The 20,747-nt window shown below is 62.0% G+C and carries 16 protein-coding genes and 3 pseudogenes; 10 read left to right on the top strand and 9 right to left on the bottom strand.

Going from position 1 to position 20,747, the window contains the following annotated elements; all coding sequences use genetic code 11:
* Positions 1 to 346: 346 nt before the first annotated feature.
* The 3 genes and pseudogenes from P9A17_RS06430 to P9A17_RS06420 all read right to left on the bottom strand — a co-directional run.
* A complete protein-coding gene (locus P9A17_RS06430; RefSeq protein ID WP_278037742.1) occupies positions 347 to 1,459 on the bottom strand; it encodes a glycosyltransferase in 1,113 nt (370 codons plus the stop codon).
* Positions 1,460 to 1,666: 207 nt separating this feature from the next.
* Positions 1,667 to 1,791 (bottom strand): annotated as a pseudogene (locus P9A17_RS06425) (IS3 family transposase); the annotation flags it as partial.
* Between the two features lie 1,927 nt (positions 1,792 to 3,718).
* A pseudogene (locus P9A17_RS06420) lies at positions 3,719 to 3,847 on the bottom strand (IS3 family transposase); the annotation flags it as partial.
* A 696-nt stretch (positions 3,848 to 4,543) separates the two neighbouring features.
* Between P9A17_RS06420 and P9A17_RS06415 the strand changes: the two are divergent.
* A complete protein-coding gene (locus P9A17_RS06415; protein ID WP_278037741.1) occupies positions 4,544 to 5,386 on the top strand; it encodes a glycosyltransferase in 843 nt (280 codons plus the stop codon).
* Positions 5,387 to 5,926: 540 nt separating this feature from the next.
* Here the strand turns inward: P9A17_RS06415 and P9A17_RS06410 are convergent.
* The 4 genes and pseudogenes from P9A17_RS06410 to P9A17_RS06395 all read right to left on the bottom strand — a co-directional run.
* Positions 5,927 to 6,325, bottom strand: a pseudogene (locus P9A17_RS06410) (IS481 family transposase); the annotation flags it as partial.
* A 43-nt stretch (positions 6,326 to 6,368) separates the two neighbouring features.
* Positions 6,369 to 7,838 carry a polysaccharide biosynthesis tyrosine autokinase gene (locus tag P9A17_RS06405; RefSeq protein WP_278037740.1) on the bottom strand — a complete coding sequence of 490 codons (1,470 nt, stop codon included), beginning with the start codon at positions 7,836 to 7,838 and terminating at the stop codon, positions 6,369 to 6,371.
* 76 nt (positions 7,839 to 7,914) lie between these two features.
* Positions 7,915 to 9,633, bottom strand: coding sequence for a DUF4012 domain-containing protein (locus tag P9A17_RS06400; protein ID WP_278038624.1), 1,719 nt, complete (start codon positions 9,631 to 9,633; stop codon positions 7,915 to 7,917).
* 203 nt (positions 9,634 to 9,836) lie between these two features.
* On the bottom strand, positions 9,837 to 10,259 hold the full coding sequence (locus P9A17_RS06395; RefSeq protein ID WP_278037739.1) for a hypothetical protein: 423 nt from the start codon (positions 10,257 to 10,259) through the stop codon (positions 9,837 to 9,839).
* 470 nt (positions 10,260 to 10,729) lie between these two features.
* Here P9A17_RS06395 and P9A17_RS06390 point away from each other — a divergent pair, with 470 nt between their 5' ends.
* From P9A17_RS06390 to P9A17_RS06380, 3 genes are read left to right on the top strand one after another with little or no spacing between them, the layout of a single operon-like run.
* Positions 10,730 to 12,367, top strand: a complete 1,638-nt coding sequence (locus P9A17_RS06390) for an acyl-CoA carboxylase subunit beta (RefSeq protein WP_278037738.1) — start codon at positions 10,730 to 10,732, stop codon at positions 12,365 to 12,367.
* Positions 12,368 to 12,402: 35 nt separating this feature from the next.
* On the top strand, positions 12,403 to 12,684 hold the full coding sequence (locus P9A17_RS06385; protein ID WP_278037737.1) for an acyl-CoA carboxylase epsilon subunit: 282 nt from the start codon (positions 12,403 to 12,405) through the stop codon (positions 12,682 to 12,684).
* A complete protein-coding gene (locus tag P9A17_RS06380; protein WP_278037736.1) occupies positions 12,681 to 13,319 on the top strand; it encodes a nucleoside triphosphate pyrophosphatase in 639 nt (212 codons plus the stop codon). The genes P9A17_RS06385 and P9A17_RS06380 overlap by 4 nt, the downstream gene beginning before the upstream one ends.
* Here the strand turns inward: P9A17_RS06380 and P9A17_RS06375 are convergent.
* Positions 13,316 to 13,666 (bottom strand): hypothetical protein, encoded by a 351-nt coding sequence (locus P9A17_RS06375; RefSeq protein ID WP_278037735.1) that lies wholly within the window; start codon positions 13,664 to 13,666, stop codon positions 13,316 to 13,318. The two genes, P9A17_RS06380 and P9A17_RS06375, sit on opposite strands and share 4 nt — an antisense overlap.
* Positions 13,667 to 13,729: 63 nt before the next feature.
* Positions 13,730 to 14,095, bottom strand: a complete 366-nt coding sequence (locus tag P9A17_RS06370) for a hypothetical protein (protein WP_278037734.1) — start codon at positions 14,093 to 14,095, stop codon at positions 13,730 to 13,732.
* A 331-nt stretch (positions 14,096 to 14,426) separates the two neighbouring features.
* Here P9A17_RS06370 and P9A17_RS06365 point away from each other — a divergent pair, with 331 nt between their 5' ends.
* The 6 genes from P9A17_RS06365 to P9A17_RS06340 all read left to right on the top strand — a co-directional run bounded on the left by P9A17_RS06365 (position 14,427) and on the right by P9A17_RS06340 (position 20,455).
* On the top strand, positions 14,427 to 15,677 hold the full coding sequence (locus P9A17_RS06365; protein ID WP_347403828.1) for an acyltransferase: 1,251 nt from the start codon (positions 14,427 to 14,429) through the stop codon (positions 15,675 to 15,677).
* A 53-nt stretch (positions 15,678 to 15,730) separates the two neighbouring features.
* Entirely contained in the window at positions 15,731 to 16,618 is an 888-nt protein-coding gene (locus P9A17_RS06360; protein ID WP_278037732.1) for a sulfurtransferase, read from the top strand.
* Positions 16,558 to 17,025, top strand: a complete 468-nt coding sequence (locus tag P9A17_RS06355; protein WP_278037731.1) for a SufE family protein — start codon at positions 16,558 to 16,560, stop codon at positions 17,023 to 17,025. Before P9A17_RS06360 ends, P9A17_RS06355 begins: the two co-directional genes overlap by 61 nt.
* Positions 17,026 to 17,098: 73 nt before the next feature.
* Positions 17,099 to 17,398, top strand: coding sequence for a hypothetical protein (locus tag P9A17_RS06350; protein ID WP_278037730.1), 300 nt, complete (start codon positions 17,099 to 17,101; stop codon positions 17,396 to 17,398).
* A gap of 47 nt (positions 17,399 to 17,445) precedes the next feature.
* Positions 17,446 to 18,534: a sensor domain-containing diguanylate cyclase gene (locus tag P9A17_RS06345; RefSeq protein ID WP_278037729.1), complete on the top strand. Its 1,089-nt coding sequence runs from the start codon at positions 17,446 to 17,448 to the stop codon at positions 18,532 to 18,534.
* Between the two features lie 115 nt (positions 18,535 to 18,649).
* Entirely contained in the window at positions 18,650 to 20,455 is a 1,806-nt protein-coding gene (locus P9A17_RS06340; protein WP_278037728.1) for an acetyl/propionyl/methylcrotonyl-CoA carboxylase subunit alpha, read from the top strand.
* Positions 20,456 to 20,747: the final 292 nt, after the last annotated feature.

Raw genomic sequence — 20,747 nt, 5'->3', positions numbered from 1 at the left:
CAGATCGTCGCGCACCTCATTAGTGTCCCAACTGGCCGCGGCCAGCAGATGCTGCAACCCGTCGGGAGTCGACGCGCCGCGGTGCTCGGCAATCGTCCAGCAATTCTTGCGATCCAGGTCCGCAATCATTCCGGGCCAGCAGCGCACTGGCGTGCCGCAGCGGCCCATACGGACAAAACGCGGCGCAATGCGGTGCAACATCGCGCAGAACTCGGTCTGCCATTGGTCGGAGTCTACGCGGTGGCCCCGGCATATTCAGATATCTTGACATACTCCGTACAATGCCGTGGTCACCGCTCTGACCAGCGCAGACACGGCGAAATCCGAGCTACTCGTGCGGTACTAGCTAGTTAGCATCCGTATTCTCGATTTCTTGAACGATGCGCGCTATGAAGCGCTCTTCTGAAAATCCTTCAGCATGATCTTGAATCGCGGCACTATCCCATTTGTGCGCTCTCGCATCATTTACTGCCTGGACGATCGCGGGAGACTCCGGGCGGTCGAAATAGACACCAGTTACCCCTTCTCGAATAGTGTCCAGAAAGCCACCCCAGCGCAGAACTATTGCAGGCTTGCCGTAAGCTGCCGCCTCTATCGGAGTCAAACCGTAGTCTTCATAACTGGCCGATACAACAGCCAGGCAGTTTGCGTATAGCCATCTGATTTGCTCGTCGGGTATCTCTTTCATCATCAGCACCGTCGGCCCCGCCAAGGGCCGCAGTCGGCCTTCTTCGGGCCCGGCCCCAACAACGATCAAAGGTAATCCAAGTGAGTTGAACGCACTTATTACCGCATCGACGTTCTTGTATGGCAATAGACGGCAGATGCAGAGATAGAATCCGCCCCGCGACGCTCCCGGTATTTTCGTGACGTCGACAGCCTCCTGAGGCAGTGACGTATCGATAGAATGTGGCGCTGGCAACACCTCCGCCTCGATACCGTAGGTGCGCCGTATCCGATCTTGGACCACTGTGGAGTTCGCAAAATATGTTGTTGCTGTAGCAGCCATTCTTTTGTCCCACCGCCTCAAGAATGGTCCCAGAACTGAAAGCGCGATCTTCTTGATGGAAAGTTTTCCAGGGCCGAGATACACATCGGCCTGATACAGCCATCGCGCTGGTGTATGGCAGTAGACAATTTTCGACCCGGATGTCTGAAATCCATGTGCCCAACCGCTCGTACTCGCTATCGACACCTTCGCGTCCATCCTTGTACGTTCGGCCACACTAGCCAAAAATGGTAGCGCAATTCGATGCGATCTTCGCAGGAAAGACACCCGATTTAGCCAACTGGCTCGGATCTCGTGCTGAGCGAAGTCCGGATAGGTCGAGTCGGCATCGTATAACAGGGTGTATATCGGCGCATCCGGAAAAGCGCGAGCCAATGCGAGGATGACTCGCTCCGCTCCACCAAGTTGCGTCAGGTGGTCGTATGCAATGGCGATGTCGTCACGAGTCACGCTGTAAATGCTAGCGCGAATCCAACATGACCGGTCGGCACCCAAGCGGCGACGGGTCTAACATTAGGTACCCCGCTCTCCATCTGTTCCGGCGCTGTCTGAATACGACCGCATTGGCCGACGGGCGAGCCTAACGGCCTTGCGCGCCAGCCGTTCCGACATGCTCAACGTGCCCTTGAGTATGTCCACGGCGCCCCGCTCGGCAGCAGGACTCAGAATTTTCCCCTCGCGACCTCCCGCAACGCGTCCTTCGCCAGCTCGGCATCGGCCAGTAGCCGCTTGAGGCGGGCGTTCTGCTCGCGCAGTTACTTGAGTTCCCTGGACGCGTCGTTGACCATCCCGCCGTAAGCGCGCCGCCGTTTTTACAGCGTCGCCGCCGACACCCACTTCGGCGGCGATTTGATCGCCGTTCTAGCCCTCGTCAGCCAATTCACTCGCGCGGCACAACCTGCGCACGATGTCTTCCCGGAATGCCGTTTGCATCCAGCCACGAGTTTCATCATCCCTTACCCGGGCCACAGGACTCTAGAAACGGTTGATCTGTACCGCGTAGTTGGTCCACTGGTTTGAGGTCGAGGGCAGAGTGATCATCGGGAGGTCATGTGCCGTCAGTATTCGCCTTCGGTGCGCCGGCAAATCGTCGCGAGGCTTCGCTCGGGTGAACCAGTGGCCGTGCTGGCCGCTGAGACCCGGAAATCTGCCAGGCAACAATGATCCGCTGGAAACGCCAGGCCCTGATCGACGCCGGCGTCAGTGAGGGCACCCCGAGCGTGGAGGCAGACAAGCTCTCGGCGGCCCATTGCGCAACGTGAGGCTGAATTTGCCTTAACCCGCGACGCCTGCGAGTTGTCCGATGAGCAGGCGGTGGTGCCCCCAAACGCCGACGCGCGGTCGCTGAATAGCTGATCGCGCGAGAACACTCAGCCCGATCAGCTTGTTGGATAACGGGATTGGTCCGATTCTTGCTGCAATATCGTCCCCAGCGACTACACGCCGATCGTAAGAGGCTAAATCACCCTACAAAGAACCAGTGTTGAAACTCGCGCTCTTGGCGCACGGTACGCCGTATCCAAACTCACGTCTGGATACGGTTTCGAATAACGCGGCCTAGCCACGCGATCCTGCTAGGTTTGCTTGCGACCCGCCATGCGAGCGATGCGGCTGAGCGCGTTCTGCTTGCTGCTAGCGCTGGACGACTGATGGCCGTTGCGGCCATTCCGATGTCGAAGTACTCAGCGAGTACCCTAGGATTGGCTCGAACGCCTCTCGCCCGATTTCCCAAGTTTCGGCCATGAACCATTTGAAGCCACATGGGATGGGCCTTTACTTGCCGCACTGGCCCATGATTCGCCAGCTTGTCGTGAGGCGAAAGATAGACGGAACGCACTGGGTCGCCCTTACGCCTTTCTACCAACGATACAAAGGCATTTGATGGGTCTAACCGGTGGTAAAGTTCGCCGGAATCGGTCAGTTGCAGCCCGGACTGAAAATTAATGAACTCGAATTCTTGTTGCCGAAAGTTCGATTGAACGGCTTCCACGTAGTCACGCGCTATAGCATCATCGTTATCTACTCTGCTAGTGATAAGCCAGTCCGATGAAGAACGCTCCGCTGCGATGGACGCCGCGAGCGACGCGGTTAGAGGTTGCTCGAGCCACACCGCCTCGAAAAGTCCGTCCCGGGACAGCCGCTGCACCTCGGCGTCAAACCAGGCTTCGCGGGAGGCGTCAAAGAGAACAACCCAACGAAAGTTCTGATTAGTTTGACATTTCATCGATGGGCAGCAGACGTCGCGAAAGTACCGCAGTCGGTGACGGAGCCAATCATCGTCTGCGACCCAGTCGTCGATGCGCACATTAAACCGAGTGATAATAAGGTGGTCGAAGCTCACGAGTTTCCCTTGGCGGCTGGGGTCTGGTCGGATCTTAGTTCGCACTTTTCATCCAATCACGTCGCTGAGCGATGTGCAGGCGCACTCCTTCGGAAATTTCAGGGTGAACACTCCAGCAGCATGGCCCCGTTGATCCCCGGGCGTGTCGGTAGGATCTGTTATCTGAGTGCCTCCTCGGTGTGCCGTTGGCGATGGTAGTAGAGCGTTTCGACGCGGTCGGGTGTCAGGTCGTGGCAGGAGCCGTAACGCGTTCACTGTTATAGAAGCGAAGGCGACTCATTCGGCGGTCGCCAGGGATAGCTTTGTCGTGCCGGGATAAAGCGGTTGGTGGTCAATGAGTTCGGTCTTGCAGCTGCTCTTACCGATCCGGCCAGCGCGTTGTCGAAACTATCGCTGACCGATCCGATCGAACGCACGATCCTCTCGTCGGTCAGATGCTCCGTGAACGCCACAGCGGTATATTGAGAGTCTGCGTTGCTGTGATGGATTAAATCAACCAAAGCGGTTGCACCAGAACGCTTCCTGGTATTGATAGCGTGATTGATCGCACCGTGCGCCAGGCAAGTGATTCGTCGGCGTCCTGCACGGTTGCCTACGCCACCACACCGCCTACGACGAACAAGGAGCCTGGACGCACCGACAACCTGACAAGGCAACGTGGCAACTTAAGACGGCGGTATGTCTGACCGAAACTTCACCTGCTCGAGCACTTCGCGTGTTGCTGCCGCGGCAGCGGATTGCTGGCCGCGGCAAGGGCTAAGCGGCTGGACAGATGCCGCGGCCTGCCAGCCGACGCGCCGGTATTGTCAGAAACGCCCGAATAGGAGCTAGGCAATTCGTTGAGAACCTGGCGCCCTCAGACCGACGGTGCGGCGCCCCACGGGGCAGGGCCTAGAAGAGAAAGCGTGACAATGAGCCCAAAACGTGTCGTGATCCTTTCCACTGCGGACTTCAACAGCGCAATATGGACGAACAAGCAACACTTAGCGCGCGAACTTGTCCGTCAACTTCCTGTCAGTTACATCGAATCCTTCGGGCTTCGGCGGCCCACATTGGGGTCGACTGACATACGCCGCGCGATATCGCGACTGCGGGCTAGCCGAGCCGTCACCATTTCAAGTGCCGAAACGTGGGGCATTGAAGTCATACACCCCATGGTGGTCCCTCTTCACGGTCTCCGACCGGTTCGTGCTTTGAACAAGCGTCTTGTGGAACGCCTACCCGTCGACGGGCAAGACGCCGTACTGTGGACATTCTCGCCGGTTACCTACGGCCTCGAAGACCGCTTTGCCCGCACGGTTTACCATTCGGTCGACTTGTTGCATACTCAACCTTTGTGGCCGGCCGAGGTTTGCCTGGCCGCTGAGGAGTCGCTCCTCGCAAAGGCCGACTGTGTCATTGCGAGCAGTTCGGGGGTCCGCAATCACCTGCAGAGCATGGGCCGTAAAGACGTCCTGCTCTGGGAGAACGTAGCCGATACCGACCTTTACGAAGCCGCTAACGAAATGCGCCAGCCTCGCGCAGTTTTCGCTGGAAACTTGACGCCGACCAAAGTGGATTTTGACCTGCTGAGGTCGTTGACTGCCGCGCAAGTGCCAGTCGTTGTGGCTGGACCGACAGCGATCGACGGCACGTCCGCCCGACGAGAAATGGACGATCTATTCGCTTCACCAGGTATCGACTACGTCGGTAATCTGGCGCCCCAAGAACTTGCTCGACTCTTGGCCTCATCAACTGTTGGAATCATTCCGTATCGATTAAATGATTACACTTCGGGTGTCTTTCCGATGAAAGTTTATGAGTACTTGGCTGCGGGACTACAAGTTGTTTCAACCGCGCTGCCCAGTCTCGAGCATACGAAATCGGAAGATATTGTCTTGGCAGAAGGCGGTGCATTTCTGCTCGCCGTTCAAAAAGGCATAGCGACATGGTCCGAGCAAGCGGCCGCGCGGCGGCGAACAGTAGCGCGAGGCCACTCCTGGCGCTCACGCGGCGAGCAGGCGCTAACGCTGCTGGAAGGCCTGTTTCCCAAGTGACGGCGTTACTCGTCGAATAAGGTCAAGTCTGGGGACGTCGTGTATGACGTCGGTCAACGGCCCGAGGGTGATCTGCGGTTCCAGTCGGCATTGGACAAGCCGGGTTCGCGGAATCCGGCGCCTGCACGGTTCCGGAGTGCAGCGTGGACATATTGAAGAGCACCCAGCGCTGTGCGTTGAGCCCAGGTGTTCGATCGAGCGCGATTCTCACCGGTTTGACCCACGATCTGCACCTCGGTCGCACCCGAGGCGGTCTTTACGGTGCGCACATAGGCCACCCCCGCAGCCTACGGCGCCAACTTAATGCACAAATTCTCGCCGAACCGAACAATAAAACACAGGTCAAAATCCTACGGCCACCATCAAGCCAAGAACGTGATCCAAGTCAGGTCAAACCCCTGCGCTCGGCCACCATCGACATCAACGGCGTCTGTCAGTGTGCGGTCTCAGGACATGCTTGACGACTCTGCTTCCGGGCGCCCTTGACAGATTCGCTCTGCGTCGACGGCTGCGGAGAACAGATGCTGTGGCGCCGGGACAGGCCTCGAAGATGGTGACGTCGCTGTCGAGTTGTCTTGCGTGGGTGCAGATCTCAGTGCCGTCGATGAAAACGCGAAAAACGGTGTCTTCAATGGCGATAGCGACCGTCTGGCCTTGGTAACTGTGTCCGATGCGTAGCCGTTGGCCGGCGACGGTGTCTGTTCCGTTGGCCGCTACGCGGCGCAAGGCTCGGTGTGAAGGCGGTGGCAAGGGTTCAGAGGTGGGTCGCGTACCGCGCGGAGCGGTGCGCCGGCAGTGTCTTGAACAGTCTGCCGTTGGCCACGATGTGCGTCGGTGTGCCCTCGGGGCGCACGATGACGCGCCGGCCGTCCATCGCTGACTCCAGCAGCACTTTGTGGCCACCCAGTCGGTGCAGCCTTCGCGGGACACGGCGCGCGCGCTAGCCGGGCAGGCCGGGCAGGCTTCGCACGATCTCGCCGGCTCAGCTTCCGGCCTTGCGCCGCCTTCCCGGGGCCGGGGCTTCCTCCGACTTGGAAACGTCCGCGCTTGGCGATCCGGGGTCAAGCGCAGCAGGCGGCGCGGCAGGCATTTGCGAGCTATCAACCCCGTAATAGGTGTAGCTGTAGCTATACGACGAACTTCCGCGCGTGGGCATAAGAGTGAACACTGCACCGAGCAGTGGAGCACCCACACTCTCAAGATTGCCTACCGCATGCTCGAGTTGGTCTAGCTTGGTGTGCCCGAACCGCGCAACCAGCAGGACGCCATCTCCGCCAGCCGCCAAGATTGCAGCGTCAGTCACCGCTAGCAGCGGGGTCGAGTCGACAATCACATAATCAAACTTCGAGCGCAGCTCGCTGAGCAGATGTTTTGCCGACTGAGAGCCGAGCAGTTCACTCGGGTTTGGAGGGATCGTTCCCGATGTGAGAACAGTAAGGCCAGGAAAGCGCGTCTTCTGGAGCGCCTCATCGAGGGAAGCCGCGCTGCTCAGCACTGTACTGAATCCAACGGCGCCCACTAAATCTAGGTACTTATGAATCGTTGGACGTCGCATATCGCCGTCGACGAGAACCACATTGTGCTCCGCCTCTGCGAGTGCCAGAGCAATGTTTATTGACGTAGTGGATTTTCCCTCGCTCGGCATCGAACTCGTAACAACGATTACGCGAGGCGGGTTATCCACGGACACGAACTGCAGATTGGTCCGGAGCTTTCGAAAAGACTCCGCTATCCCGGAATTATCGTTGTCGAACGAGATCGCCGGATGCTTACGCCGCTCTTTGTCGAGCGGGATACTTCCCACTACCCCAGTGCCGGTGATTTCTTCAAGGGCCTCGCGACTCTTGACGGTGTTATCTAGCAAATCACGAACAACTGCAAGCCCCACACCCAATGCAACACCAAATGCCAGAGCGATCGCTATGTTTTTAGCGGTCTCTGGCACTACAGGGTCACGAGGAATCGAGGCGCGTTGCTCTACCACCACGCGGGAGTCCGGCGGTGCACCATTCTCCGGCGTCTCCAATTCCCGCACCATGGCAACGAACTCATCGGACAAGGTATTGGCAATATCACGAGCCCTGACCGGGGATTCGTCGAGAACTTCGACGTTAATCAGGACGGTATCGGGCTTCGCGCTGGCTGTCACATTCTCCCGAAGCTCAGCTGCGGTCATATCTAAACCCAGTTTATCGACAGTGTTCTGAGCCAAAGTCTCGCCCATCAGCAACTCTGCGTACGACACCACGCGTTCTTGCGAGAAACGGCTGCCCTGATACGCATCGGAGAGAGAGGAACCGGCGTTCGTGGAGACGAACAATCTTGTCGTCGCCTGGTACAGCGGCGTCGTGAGTAAGCTGAGTACAACTCCTCCGAGCACTGCCACAAGGACGGTTACGCACACCGTGATCCACCGAGAGCGCAGTACTTTGACGAAGTCTCGCAGATTCAATGCAACCCCCCTCTTGCTGTGTTCATTTGCTGCGGAGCTTCGCTCTGCTTGATCTGCCCCGCGCTCAAGAACCCGATCAACCCGAGCACTCAGGCACCATCACCTTCGGAGTCACCGTCTCCACTAGAGGCTGGCTGGGCGCTTGGGGCGGTCCCGACACCGTTGGTTCAGAGAGTTGAAACATGATGTCAGCGGTTTGGCCGGCCGTCATGATTACCTGCACCTCGAACACCGGGTGACCCCTTTCGGTGTAGTGAATCGCCGGTACTCGTTCGCCGTTGAGGATCACGCCCGACAACTCCGAGCCTTTGGTGGCGAAAAGCCGCACAGACGTGACGCTCGTGCCCTCGGGAAGATTGAGCCCTAGATCGGGTGACAGTCCGGAAGCTCCCGCGACGTAGTCGGGTAAGGGTCCGTTCGGTACTGCGTTCGTCAACTTGACAGTGACCGTCGATGCTCGAGTCGGACCGTGACATTCATCTGCCGCGTATTCGATCTGTGTCTTGAGGTAGTAGTCGAGTTTGTTACCCCCGAGGTTGTTAAGGACCACTGCGGCGAATGGCCCTTCACCGTCAGGAAGGACATGGGCTAGTGGAGTCTCCTCTAGGAGTTGTTGCTCCTCCGGTACCGCGCTCCAAATCGCAATCCGACGCTCGCCTACGGCCTTTCCAAGCGCATCCAGGAGCTGACTGGGCGACCCGACTCGTCCGGTCATCTTGGTCACGACCGCATTAGCGATGTCCTGCAGGTACTGCTTCCGTGCAACTTGATCGGTCGGAAATCGAAGGTAGGCCGTCGACTCCGTCAGTTCGACTACGTTGTCCTTCGTCACAACCTCGCCGTCGGGCATCGTCACCGGTCCGACGGCGCCCAGAATATAACTCAACGCGACAGGATCGATGGCGATCACGCCGTCGACATTCATCCCCGTTCGTTCCAGCCACATCCCCTGCCAAATCTGCGCGGCATACGGGAAGTGCGGACTGATGTTGCTGTTACGGAAGTCGAAGAACGGCTGCTGGTACCCGTACTGCAGGTCGTACTCGTCGCCGAACTCCACGGGTGCCACCGCGTCATCGAGAGTCGAATTAGGGGCGAGCGTGTCGACGCTCGGGACCCCGTTGTCGAATCGGAGAATGCCGTAGCCACCCAGCAGTCCCCCGGTGCCACGTACTTCGGCGTTGGTTTGAAATCCCATGAAGTAGTTACGCGGACCGTCGACGCCCATCATCGACGGTGCAAGTCGCGCAGCCAAAGCGACATTTTCGATCAGCGAAGTGACTTCGGAGATCTGACTTTGTAGCTGGGAGCGCGCGTCACTCAACAGGGATACGTATCGGGGATCCGTGATCGCGGCAGCTTCGCCGTTGAGGCGCGTTGCACTAGTTGATAATTCGCGCAGATCGGGTTCTTGACTACGTAGCAGTTCGACGTCCACTCGGCCGTCTCGATACAGCCTCTCAGGAGAAATCGTCAGGCCGACGTCGGCCGCCGGTCGCAGAACGTCGGACGCGAGGCCGAGAACGACTTCGGTGACCTGTTGACCGGTCTTGAACGGGCTGCCGATCCATGGCACTCCCGAGACGATGTTCCATGCTAGGGAGTGCGTCGCGTCCCGCGCATCTTGCGCGTGGGATAGGGCTTCGTCAGCTGACCGCGATGCGGCTTCGGTATCGCCCTCCAGCAGAGAGTCTTTCGCTTGCTGCGCACTCGTACGGGCCTGCTCGAGGTTGGACTTCGCCTGGAAAGCGCCGACAGCTATCCAGCACCCCAGCCCGACGATGATAAGCACCAGCAACCCAGCGGCCAAGAGAAAGCCGCGCCGTCCTCGACCATCTTCATAGCCGGTTTCGGTGTCATCGCCGTCATCGGCATTGGAACTCGGGTCAGATCGGCGTCTCGGAAAAAATCGCACTCAGCATTCCTGTAAAAGATTGAAGCCTGCACGCCAAGTCGACGTGCAGGCTTCAATATTTAGCATTTGTATGAGCGTCAGACCTACGTCGTGCAGGTTCCCGTCGAGACGTTTCCATACGATCCGGCGACAATGGACGTCGACCGACCGTTGAAGCACGCCGAGACATTGACCTGCCCGTAGCGGGTCAGCTGAGCATTCAGCTGGTTGAGCCGGCGCTGATAGAACGAAGCGAAAATCGAGTTCGGGTTAGCCGCCAGCAACGACTGGTAGTTCAGGATGGTATTACGGGTGAAGTACACCGACGTGCGCGTCACTGCGCCGGTGAACTGCACCGAGAAGACTCCGAACAGGCCCTGCGGCTGTTGCGCGAGGTCGGAGATGGCCGGTGCTGCCGGCAGCTGGATGGCCGGAGCGGCGTTGGCGGCGACCGGAACAAAGACTGCGCTCGCAGCCATGGCCGCAGCGGCTGCCGACACCTTCACCTTAGTAGCGATGGCGTTCATGTGATTTCCCCCCAAAAGGTTCGTGATCCTTTGTGTGTTGCTGGAAGCATCCCAGACCCCGCACACCCTGTCAACCGGAATGGAAGAACTCGATCGATCTAGACCGCAATCTCCAAAAGGGGCGTTCACCTGCACGTCATCTTCTCATTGCAACCCCGTTCGACATCTCCGGCACCGTTTGACACGGGTCAAGACACACGCTCGTAACTCTCCTTAACCGCCCGTCATAATTGTTTGCAGCGTCGATTGATTGCCCTGGCGGGATCTTTTGGTTTGAAAGCAAGTCGGCCGCGAAAAGATCTGGCAACGCCTGTATGAGCCTGATCTTGGCCTGGACCATCGCAGCAGCTGTGCGGTACCCCTCCCCGCGAAGTCGTGACATCGCACGCCACCCCGAAACGCCACAATCCTAAGGGACCGATAAGACCCACCCGCGACACCGCGTCGGCCCGCCGTTAGCATCAAGTCTCATGACCAGCGTGACTGAATCTTCTCCGACGCCCTCCGCCGAACACGAGATCGACATTCACACCACCGCCGGGAAGCTCGCCGATCTGCGACAGCGCGCCGAAGAGGCGCTGCACCCGGTCGGTGAGGCCGCCGTGGAGAAGGTGCACGCAAAGGGCAAGCTGACGGCCCGCGAACGCATCCTGGCGCTGCTCGACGAGGGCTCGTTCGTCGAGCTCGATGCGCTGGCCAAGCACCGCAGCAAGAACTTCGGCCTGGAAAAGAACCGGCCCACCGGCGACGGCGTGGTCACCGGGTACGGGACCATCGACGGCCGCGACGTCTGCATCTTCAGCCAGGACGCCACCGTCTTCGGCGGCAGCCTTGGCGAGGTGTACGGCGAGAAGATCGTCAAGGTTCAGGAGTTGGCCATCAAGACCGGCCGCCCGCTCATCGGCATCAACGACGGCGCCGGCGCCCGCATCCAGGAAGGTGTCGTCTCCCTGGGCCTCTACAGCCGCATCTTCCACAACAACATCAAGGCCTCCGGCGTTATCCCGCAGATCTCGCTGATCATGGGAGCCGCCGCCGGCGGACACGTCTACTCCCCCGCCCTGACCGACTTCGTCATCATGGTCGACCAGACCAGCCAGATGTTCATCACCGGCCCCGACGTCATCAAGACCGTCACCGGCGAAGACGTCACCATGGAAGAACTCGGCGGCGCCACCACCCACATGGCCAAGTCCGGGACCGTGCACTACGTCGCCTCCGGCGAACAGGACGCCCTCGACTACGTCCGCGACCTCCTGGGCTACCTGCCGCCGAACAACTACGCCGAGCCGCCGCGCTACCCGGCGCCGCTTGGAGGCCCGATCGAGGAGAGCCTCACTGACGAGGACCTCGAGCTCGACACGCTGATCCCGGATTCGCCGAACCAGCCCTACGACATGCACGAGGTCATCACCCGGATCCTCGACGACGACGAATTCCTCGAAGTACAAGCCGGTTACGCGGGCAACATCGTCGTCGGCTTCGGCCGCGTCGACGGCCGCCCGGTCGGCATCGTGGCCAACCAGCCCACCCAGTTCGCCGGCTGCCTCGACATCAACGCTTCCGAGAAGGCCGCCCGGTTCATCCGGACCTGCGACTGCTACAACATCCCGATCGTCCTTCTCGTCGACGTTCCGGGCTTCTTGCCGGGCACCGACCAGGAGTACAACGGCATCATCCGCCGCGGCGCCAAACTGCTCTATGCCTACGGTGAGGCCACCGTCGCCAAAGTCACTGTCATCACGCGTAAGTCCTACGGTGGCGCGTACTGCGTCATGGGGTCCAAGGACATGGGCGCCGACGTCGTCGTCGCCTGGCCGACCGCTCAGATCGCGGTGATGGGTGCCTCGGGCGCAGTCGGTTTCGTCTACCGCGGCCAGATCAAGGAAGCCGCCAACAACGGCGAGGACGTCGACGCCCTGCGCCTGAAGTTGCAGCAGGAATACGAGGACACCCTCGTCAACCCCTACATCGCCGCCGAACGCGGATATGTCGATGCGGTCATCCCGCCGTCGCACACCCGCGGGTACGTCGCCACCGCGCTGAAACTGTTGGAACGCAAGGTCGTTCAGACCCCGCCGAAGAAGCACGGGAACATCCCGCTCTGATCCGGCGCCTGCCTTCTACGACAAGGAATTCAGCTATGAATCACGACGCCGACATCGTCGAGGTCTCCGACCCTCGGGACATGACGATCGACGACCCGCCCGCCCCCGCACCGCATTTCAACGTCGTCAAAGGCGAACCCTCCGTCGAGGAACTCGCTGCGCTCGTAGCGGTACTTGCCGGCGCGGGCGGCGGCGCCCAGGGCGAGCCGGGCCCTCAAGAGCTCAACCTGTGGGGCCACCCCGTCGACAAACTGCGCTACGACGTCACCAGTTGGCAGCGCATCACGCTCTGGGAACGCATGCACATGCGCAAATGACGCGAGTCGTACTCGCGTCGGCGTCTCAAGGCCGACTGCGCGTGTTGCGCCAGGCGGGCATCGAGCCTCTGGTAATCGTGTCCGACGTTGACGAGGATGCGTTGATCGCCTCGCTCGACCGGGAGCTGCCGCCGGAGGCGGTCGTCGCCAAGCTTGCCAACGCGAAAGCGCTCAGTGTTGCGGCGCAACTGCCGGACGAGCTGACCACGGATTGCCTTGTGATCGGCTGTGATTCGATGCTGTACCTCGACGGCCAGCTGTGCGGAAAGCCCGGATCAGCCGAAGCCGCCCGCCGCCAATGGGAATCGATGGCGGGCTCCACCGGGCATCTGCTCACGGGTCACGCCCTCCTGCGTCTCACCGCGGGCGTCATTACACACACCGAGGGCGACACCGGAAGTACCACAATCCATTTCGGCCACCCATCCGCAGACGAGCTGAGCCGCTATGTCGGCAGCGGCGAACCCCTCAACGTCGCGGGCGCCTTCACCCTCGACGGGCTCGGCGGATGGTTTATCGACCGCCTCGAGGGCGACCCCTCGAACGTGATTGGACTGAGCCTGCCGCTGATTTACCGGATGGTGCGGCAGGCCGGTATATCGATCTCGGAGCTGTGGGATCGCCGAGCGATCTAGCAGCCGGACGCACGGCGCTGGAGCGCCATGCTCACGCGTTGAGGCTTTTCGCCAACTTTCACGGTGGCGTCCGCCCGTGGCGACTGACCGCACACGACCCAGTTGGTGTAGTTGTACACAACCTGATTGTTTCCGGCGTCGTAGATGTTAAAGGTGACGTTGTCCGCTCCTGCGGCTTCGAGCACGCTGTCGACGGCGTTCTGGAGAACTTCTTCCCTCAGCGAAGGCATGGTCCAGGATCCCTCCTGCGCGGCCGCGACGGGCGCCGTCGCTCCCAGTACCACCCCGAAAGAAACCGCCGCGATAGCGGCACCGCGAGCATGTCGCTTAAACCCCTTGGACTCCATGACGAGAACCCTAGTAGAGGCTGTCAGTTTCCTCCCAGGCGTTTGATAACAATTGAGTCACCGCTACACCCCGCAGTTGTCGGCGCCCGGGCGCTCGACCAACAGCGTCACGCCCTTCGTCTTCTTCGTGAGGTCGGTCCCCGCTTTCGGCGATTCTCCGCAGACGACCCAGTCCTCCAGGTTGTAGACGGGCGCGTTATTCGGCGCCTGCGTCTTTATTTTCAGCGGCATCTGCTCGACGACGGTCTCGACGTCCGCCTCGGCCGTGAAGAGGATCTCGTCCTTCAGATCCGGCATCACCCACATCGCATTGGGCTCTTTGTACTGAATCATCGCGTCATCGGCATGCGCACTTGCTGGCCCCGCTGTCGCAAGGCCACCGGCGACCACGGCGCAAGCCGTCGTTGCTATCAAGATCGTCTTCTTCATCGTCAGTCCCTCACGTCAATCATGAAATGACCCGGCATGTGCGCATCTCCTCAGGAGAAGTCCGGGTTACGCCAGCTGTCGCGACTTTGCTAAATCAGCTGAATCGGTGTCCCGATGACTGTAAGGCGGCACGGCCCCCGACGCTCTACGCCCCAGCACATCAACAGAATTCGCGAAGTTGACGCGCAGGCTTAACCTGCCGTCACAGCGCCGAAACGGGCGGTTGCGACCTCGTGATCTGTAACACGTACAGGTTGCACACTGTGCCACTTACGGGTAGACAGCGAATTACTAACGTGCACGCATATTCATTGCATGTGGGGGGCAAAACATGGTCACAAGACTCGATCGAATACGGCAATCATCCGCTCGTCGACGCCGACGTGCAGAACGAGCAAACTACCGCCTCGACATCCAAGGGCTGCGGATGGTTGCCGTCCTCGCAGTCCTCGCGTTCAACCTCACTGGCTGGCCACACGGTGGCTTCGTCGGCATCGACGTCTTCTTCGTCGTTGCCGGATTCCTTGTAACTGAAAGTTTGCTGCGAGCGGCCGCCGATTCGGGACCCCCGTCACTGAGCACGTTCTTCCTCGCACGGGTCCGACGCATCGTCCCAGCGGCGACCGTCGTGCTGGCTTTGACCGTTGCCGTATCCGCGGTCGTGCTGCCGTCTCGTCTTGGCAGCATCAGCGTCGACGCGCTCTATTCGTTCTTCTTCCTGGGCAACTGGCGTTTCGCTGCCAGCGGCACCGCGCATACGGCAGCTACTGACACCGCATCACCGCTCCTGCACTTTTGGCCGCTGTCGATTGAAGAGCAGTTCTTCGTCGTCTGGCCGCTGCTGATCGTCGCGGTCGCCGCCATCGCGATTCGCAGTTCGTGGTCCGACGCGCGCCGCCGCATCGTTATCGGCGCAGCAGCCGGCACTGTCGTCGTCGCGTCTCTCGCCTGGGCGCTGTACGAAACGGCCGCCTCCCCCGGCTGGGCGCGTTTCGGCACCTTCGCGCGCATCTGGGAACTCGGCATCGGCGCGCTGCTCGCGACCGCGACGTTGACCCTCGCCCGCATCCCGGACGTGGCGCGACCAATCCTGTCCTGGCTGGGCCTGGCCCTCATCGGCGCCTCGCTCGTGTTCATCGACGGATCCGCAGGCTTCCCCGCACCCTGGGCGCTGCTTCCTGTCGCCGGCACCGCGCTCGTCATCGCCGCGGGCATCGGCCGCGAACCCGACCTACAGCCCTTCCTGCGCAACCGCGTCAGCACCTACCTGGGCGACATCTCCTACTCGCTGTACCTGGTGCACTGGCCTGTCTTCGTGCTGCTGGCGGCCACGAAGGAGCCGACCCTCTACTACTACGCCAGCGCGCTGACCCTGACCTTCGGGCTGGCTCTGCTGCTCTACCACTTCGTCGAGAGCCCGCTGCGCGACGCGAGCTGGGGCCGATTCCAGCAGGCCCGCCAGGACATGAAGCACGGGCTGCACCAGGTCGAGCTGTCGACGAAGGTCGGCGTGGTTGGCGGCCTGATCCTGATCACGGTCAGCATCATCAGCTTCGCGATGAGCCCCGGGGCCATCACCTAACTGGGCACGCTTGCGCCCAAAGCTTTCTGTGAGCCACCGGTAGGCTCGGACACGTGCCGCTACCTGCTGATCCCAGCCCCGCCCTGCAGTCATATGCCCACCCCGAGCGGCTCGTCACCTCCGACTGGCTGTCGGGCAATCTCGGCAGGCCCGGCCTCGCGATCGTTGAGTCCGACGAGGACGTCCTGCTCTACGACACCGGCCACATTCCGGGCGCCGTCAAGATCGACTGGCACACCGACCTCAACGACGCGAACGTGCGCGACTACATCACCGGCGAGCAGTTCGCCGACCTGATGAACCGCAAGGGCATCTCGCGCGACGACACCGTCGTCATCTACGGCGACAAGAGCAACTGGTGGGCCGCCTACGCCCTCTGGGTCTTCACGCTGTTCGGCCACCCCGACGTCCGCCTGCTCGACGGCGGACGCACGCTGTGGATCTCCGACGGCCGCGACACCACGCTCGACGTGCCCAGCAAGGAAACCACCGGCTATCCGGTCGTCGAACGAAATGACGCCCCGATCCGCGCGTTCAAAGAGGACGTCCTCAACGCCCTCGGCACGCAACCGCTGATCGACGTGCGCTCCCCCCAGGAGTACACCGGCGAGCGCACCCACATGCCCGACTACCCCGAAGAGGGCGCGCTGCGCGGCGGCCACATCCCCACCGCGGTGTCGATCCCGTGGGGCAAGGCCGCCAACGAGAGCGGACGCTTCCGCAGCCGCGCCGAGCTCGACGAGCTGTACGGCTTCCTCGCCGACTCGCCGAATACAATCGCCTACTGCCGCATCGGCGAGCGCTCCAGCCACACCTGGTTTGTACTGACCCACCTCCTGGGCCTTCCGGGCGTGCGCAACTACGACGGTTCGTGGACCGAATGGGGCAACGCCGTCCGGGTGCCCGTCGCCGTCGGGGAAGAGCCAGGCGAAGCGCCGTGAGTATGCCGGCCGCGCTGGCCGAGGTGGTCTCCGACTTCAAAGATGTTGAGGGACAAGACAAGCTGGCCCTGCTCCTCGAGTTCGCCGACGAACTTCCGCCGCTGCCTTCCGATCTCGAAGAGGCGGCGATGGAGCCCGTCCCGGAGTGCCAGTCGCCGCTGTTCCTTCATGTCGATGCCGGCGACCGCGACCATGTGCGGCTGTACTTCAGTGCTCCCGCCGAGGCTCCGACGACGCGGGGCTTCGCGGCAATTCTCGCGACTGGCCTGGACGGTCTACCCGCCGACGACATCCTCGCCGTGCCCGACGATTTCTACACCGACCTCGGCCTCGCCAAGCTGATCAGCCCGCTGCGCCTGCGTGGCATGTCAGCGATGCTCGCCCGCATCAAGAACCGGCTGAAATAGCCACCCGTCTCCGTAACACCCGCACACCACCGCCGATAAGCAGACGACCGCACATAGCGCCATGAGGAGATACATGCCGAAAACCAAGTTCGTCGCGTGGGGCGCCGTCCTCGCCGCACCCGCCGCGCTCCTCGCACTGTCGAGCGGCACCGCGTCCGCCGACGAGATCAAGCCCGGTCACACCGTCACCAGCGGCCAGGGCACCGTCTCCCGCGACGCCACCTTCGGTGAAGTCCGCGGCGCCGGCGACTACCTGAATGGCCAGGGCGAGATCCGCGACTCGATGATCGCGGTCCCGGGACGCGTCCCCGGCACCCGCGCCCGGCCCTTCATGCCCAACTGGTCCGGCGGCCCCGGCATCGGCGGCTGGTGAGCTAACCGCCCCCTCCACACCGGTTCACCCCCGTACCCTCTCGTACGGTGAACGCGGTTTTGCGGTGGTGGCGACTACCCGACCACTACGACTGGCTGTCGAGCTACCTGCACGCCCGCAATTTCACCCGCCCCGTACAGCTCGGCATGGCAACGATCTGCGGGGCCGCGGTGCTGTTCCCCGCGAACGCGGTCCTCTTACCTGACACACCTCAACGCGTTACCTACATCGTCATCGGCGTCGTCTTCGCCGTCGTCCACCTGGGATGGGCGGCTCTGTGGTTGACGCGATGGCCCAGCCGCGCCCAATCCGTCGCGTTCGGCATGACCTTCTCGGCAAGCATCGGCCTGACGACCTGGCTGTCCGGTGACCCCTCGGTCGGCGTGGTCGGGTGTACGGCGCTGGCACTCTCCGGGGCGTACCTCGCGTTCTTTCACACCAGCCGCATGGTGACGGCGAACTTCGTCCTCGCACTGGTCATCGCGGCCGTGCACGCGGCCTCGCTTCCCTGGCCACAGAACGCGGTGCTGACCCTGTCGATGATCTTCCTCGTCATCGAGCTCAACGCCGGCGTCCCGCTGGCCGTCCAGCTCGTCGTCCATGCGCTCGGTTTCGACCTCGTGCAATCCGACCGGGATCCGTTGACCGGGCTCCTCAACCGTCGTTCCTTCGAACGCGAGATCATCGCCGCGGTGCTCGACGGTCAACGTCGCGGCAGCCACCTGATGCTCACCATGATCGATCTCGACCGCTTCAAAGCCCTCAACGACGCCCACGGCCACCACACCGGTGACGCGGCGCTGGTGGCCGTGAGCGAGGCACTCACCGAATATCTTCCTGACACCGCGGTCCTCGCCCGCGTCGGAGGCGAGGAGTTCCTCGCAGCCGACATCGTCGCCGCCACCGACATCGCCGATCTCGCCGAACGCGCCCGGCATGCCGTCACCACCACCGACTATCGGTTGACCGCCAGCGTGGGCACCGCATACGTCGACGTGTCGGTCGTCGAGAGCACGGACATCGTCGACTCGCTGCGATGGCTGACCGCACAGGCCGACGTCGCCATGTACCGCGCCAAGCGGGCCGGCGGAAATCGCGTGCGTCATCTGGAGCTCACGGAACCTACCGAGGAGTAACCGATACCGGCTTGGCGTGGTCACAAGGCTCTTGCTTAAACTGCCCGATAAGTTCTTAAAGACGTTTCTTAGAGATGGCCGTCCGGGCCATCACACCATGCCGTCAGGAGGCGCAGTGGCCAGTCACGCCAGCTCGAAGATCTCCAAGGTGCTCGTCGCCAACCGTGGAGAAATTGCGGTCCGCGTGATCCGCGCAGCCAAGGATGCAGGACTGCAGAGCGTGGCCGTCTACGCCGAACCCGACGCCGACGCCCCGCACGTCCGTCTCGCCGACGAGGCCTTCGCCCTTGGCGGTCAGACCTCCGCCGAGTCCTACCTCGTGTTCGAGAAGCTCCTCGACGCCGCCGCCAAGTCCGGCGCCAACGCCGTCCACCCCGGATACGGCTTTCTCTCCGAGAACGCCGACTTCGCCCAGGCCGTGCTCGACGCCGGGCTGATCTGGATCGGCCCCAGCCCGCAGTCGATCCGCGACCTCGGCGACAAGGTGACCGCCCGCCACATCGCTGCCCGCGCCGACGCTCCCCTGGTGCCCGGCACCCCGGACCCCGTCAAGGACGCCGACGAGATCCTGGCCTTCGCCAAGGAGCACGGCCTCCCCATCGCCATCAAGGCCGCCTTCGGCGGTGGCGGGCGCGGCATGAAGGTCGCCCGCACCATCGAGGAGATCCCCGAGCTGTTCGACTCGGCCACCCGTGAGGCCGTCGCCGCGTTCGGTCGCGGCGAATGCTTCGTCGAGCGCTACCTCGACAAGCCGCGCCACGTCGAGGCACAGGTCATCGCCGACACCCACGGCAACGTCGTCGTCGCGGGCACCCGTGACTGCTCGCTGCAGCGCCGCTTCCAGAAGCTGGTCGAGGAAGCGCCCGCGCCCTTCCTCACCGACGCGCAGCGCAAGGAGATCCACGAGTCCGCCAAGCGCATCTGCAAGGAAGCCGGCTACTACGGCGCGGGCACGGTTGAGTACCTGGTCGGTCAGGACGGTCTGATCTCGTTCCTGGAGGTCAACACCCGCCTGCAGGTGGAACACCCGGTCACCGAGGAGACCTCCGGCATCGACCTGGTTCAGCAGCAGTTCAAGATCGCCAACGGCGAAGCTCTCGACATCACCGAGGATCCGACCCCGCGCGGTCACAGCTTCGAGTTCCGCATCAACGGCGAGGACGCCGGCCGCGGCTTCCTGCCCGCCCCCGGACCCGTGACGCGCTACGACATCCCCACCGGCCCCGGCGTGCGGCTGGACTCCGGGGTGGAGGCCGGCTCCGTCATCGGCGGCCAGTTCGACTCCATGCTGTCCAAGCTGATCGTCACCGGCGCCACCCGCGAAGAAGCCCTGGCCCGGTCGCGCCGCGCGCTGGCCGAGTTCCACGTCGAGGGTCTCGCGACCGTCATCCCGTTCCACCGCGCTGTCGTCTCCGACCCCGCGTTCATCGGTGACGGTGAGAAGTTCGACGTGCACACCCGCTGGATCGAGACCGAGTGGGACAACACCGTCGAGCCGTTCACCGGTGGCGACCCGATCGACGAGGAAGACACCATCCCCCGGCAGACCGTCGTGGTCGAGGTCGGCGGACGTCGCCTCGAGGTGTCGCTGCCCGGCGATCTCGCCCTCGGTGGCGGTGGCGGTGCACCCGCGCACGGCGCGATCCGCAAGAAGCCGAAGGCGCGCAAGCGTGGCGGTGGCGGCGGTGCCGCGGCGTCCGGCGATGCTGTGACGGCCCCGATGCAGGGCACCGTCGTGAAGGTCGCGGTCGAAGAAGGCCAGACCGTGGCCGCCGGCGATCTGGTCGTCGTGCTGGAAGCCATGAAGATGGAAAACCCGGTCACGGCACACAAGGACGGTGTCGTCACCGGGCTGTCCGTCGAAGCGGGCGCAGCGATCACCCAGGGCACTGTCATCGCGGAGCTCAAGAGCGCCGAGTAATTTCTGACTGCCGAAGCGGGGTGTCATCAGTTGATGACACCCCGTTTCGCGTCATTGCTGAGCAACTAGTTCACAACGATTTCACGTAAACGTAGGCATTGAGTTTCACACGTCGACTTAGCTATTAGTTGGCCGCACCGTTGCCTGGCCGCCCCAACGTTGCGCGGTGCCTCGCGATGCCGTGCACGAGTTTCACGAACCGACAGTGCATTTCGGCGACATCCGATAGCGTTTGCTCACGCAAGATTCATCGGTTTGCCAAGGGGCGTTGCGGCTTCGACGAGTAGGACCG

It is taken from the genome of Mycobacterium sp. 236(2023) (assembly GCF_029623955.1).
Classification (GTDB): Bacteria; Actinomycetota; Actinomycetes; order Mycobacteriales; family Mycobacteriaceae; genus Mycobacterium.
The sequence above is the reverse complement of the archived record's forward strand: the minus strand, read 5'-3'. Positions and strand labels throughout refer to the sequence as shown.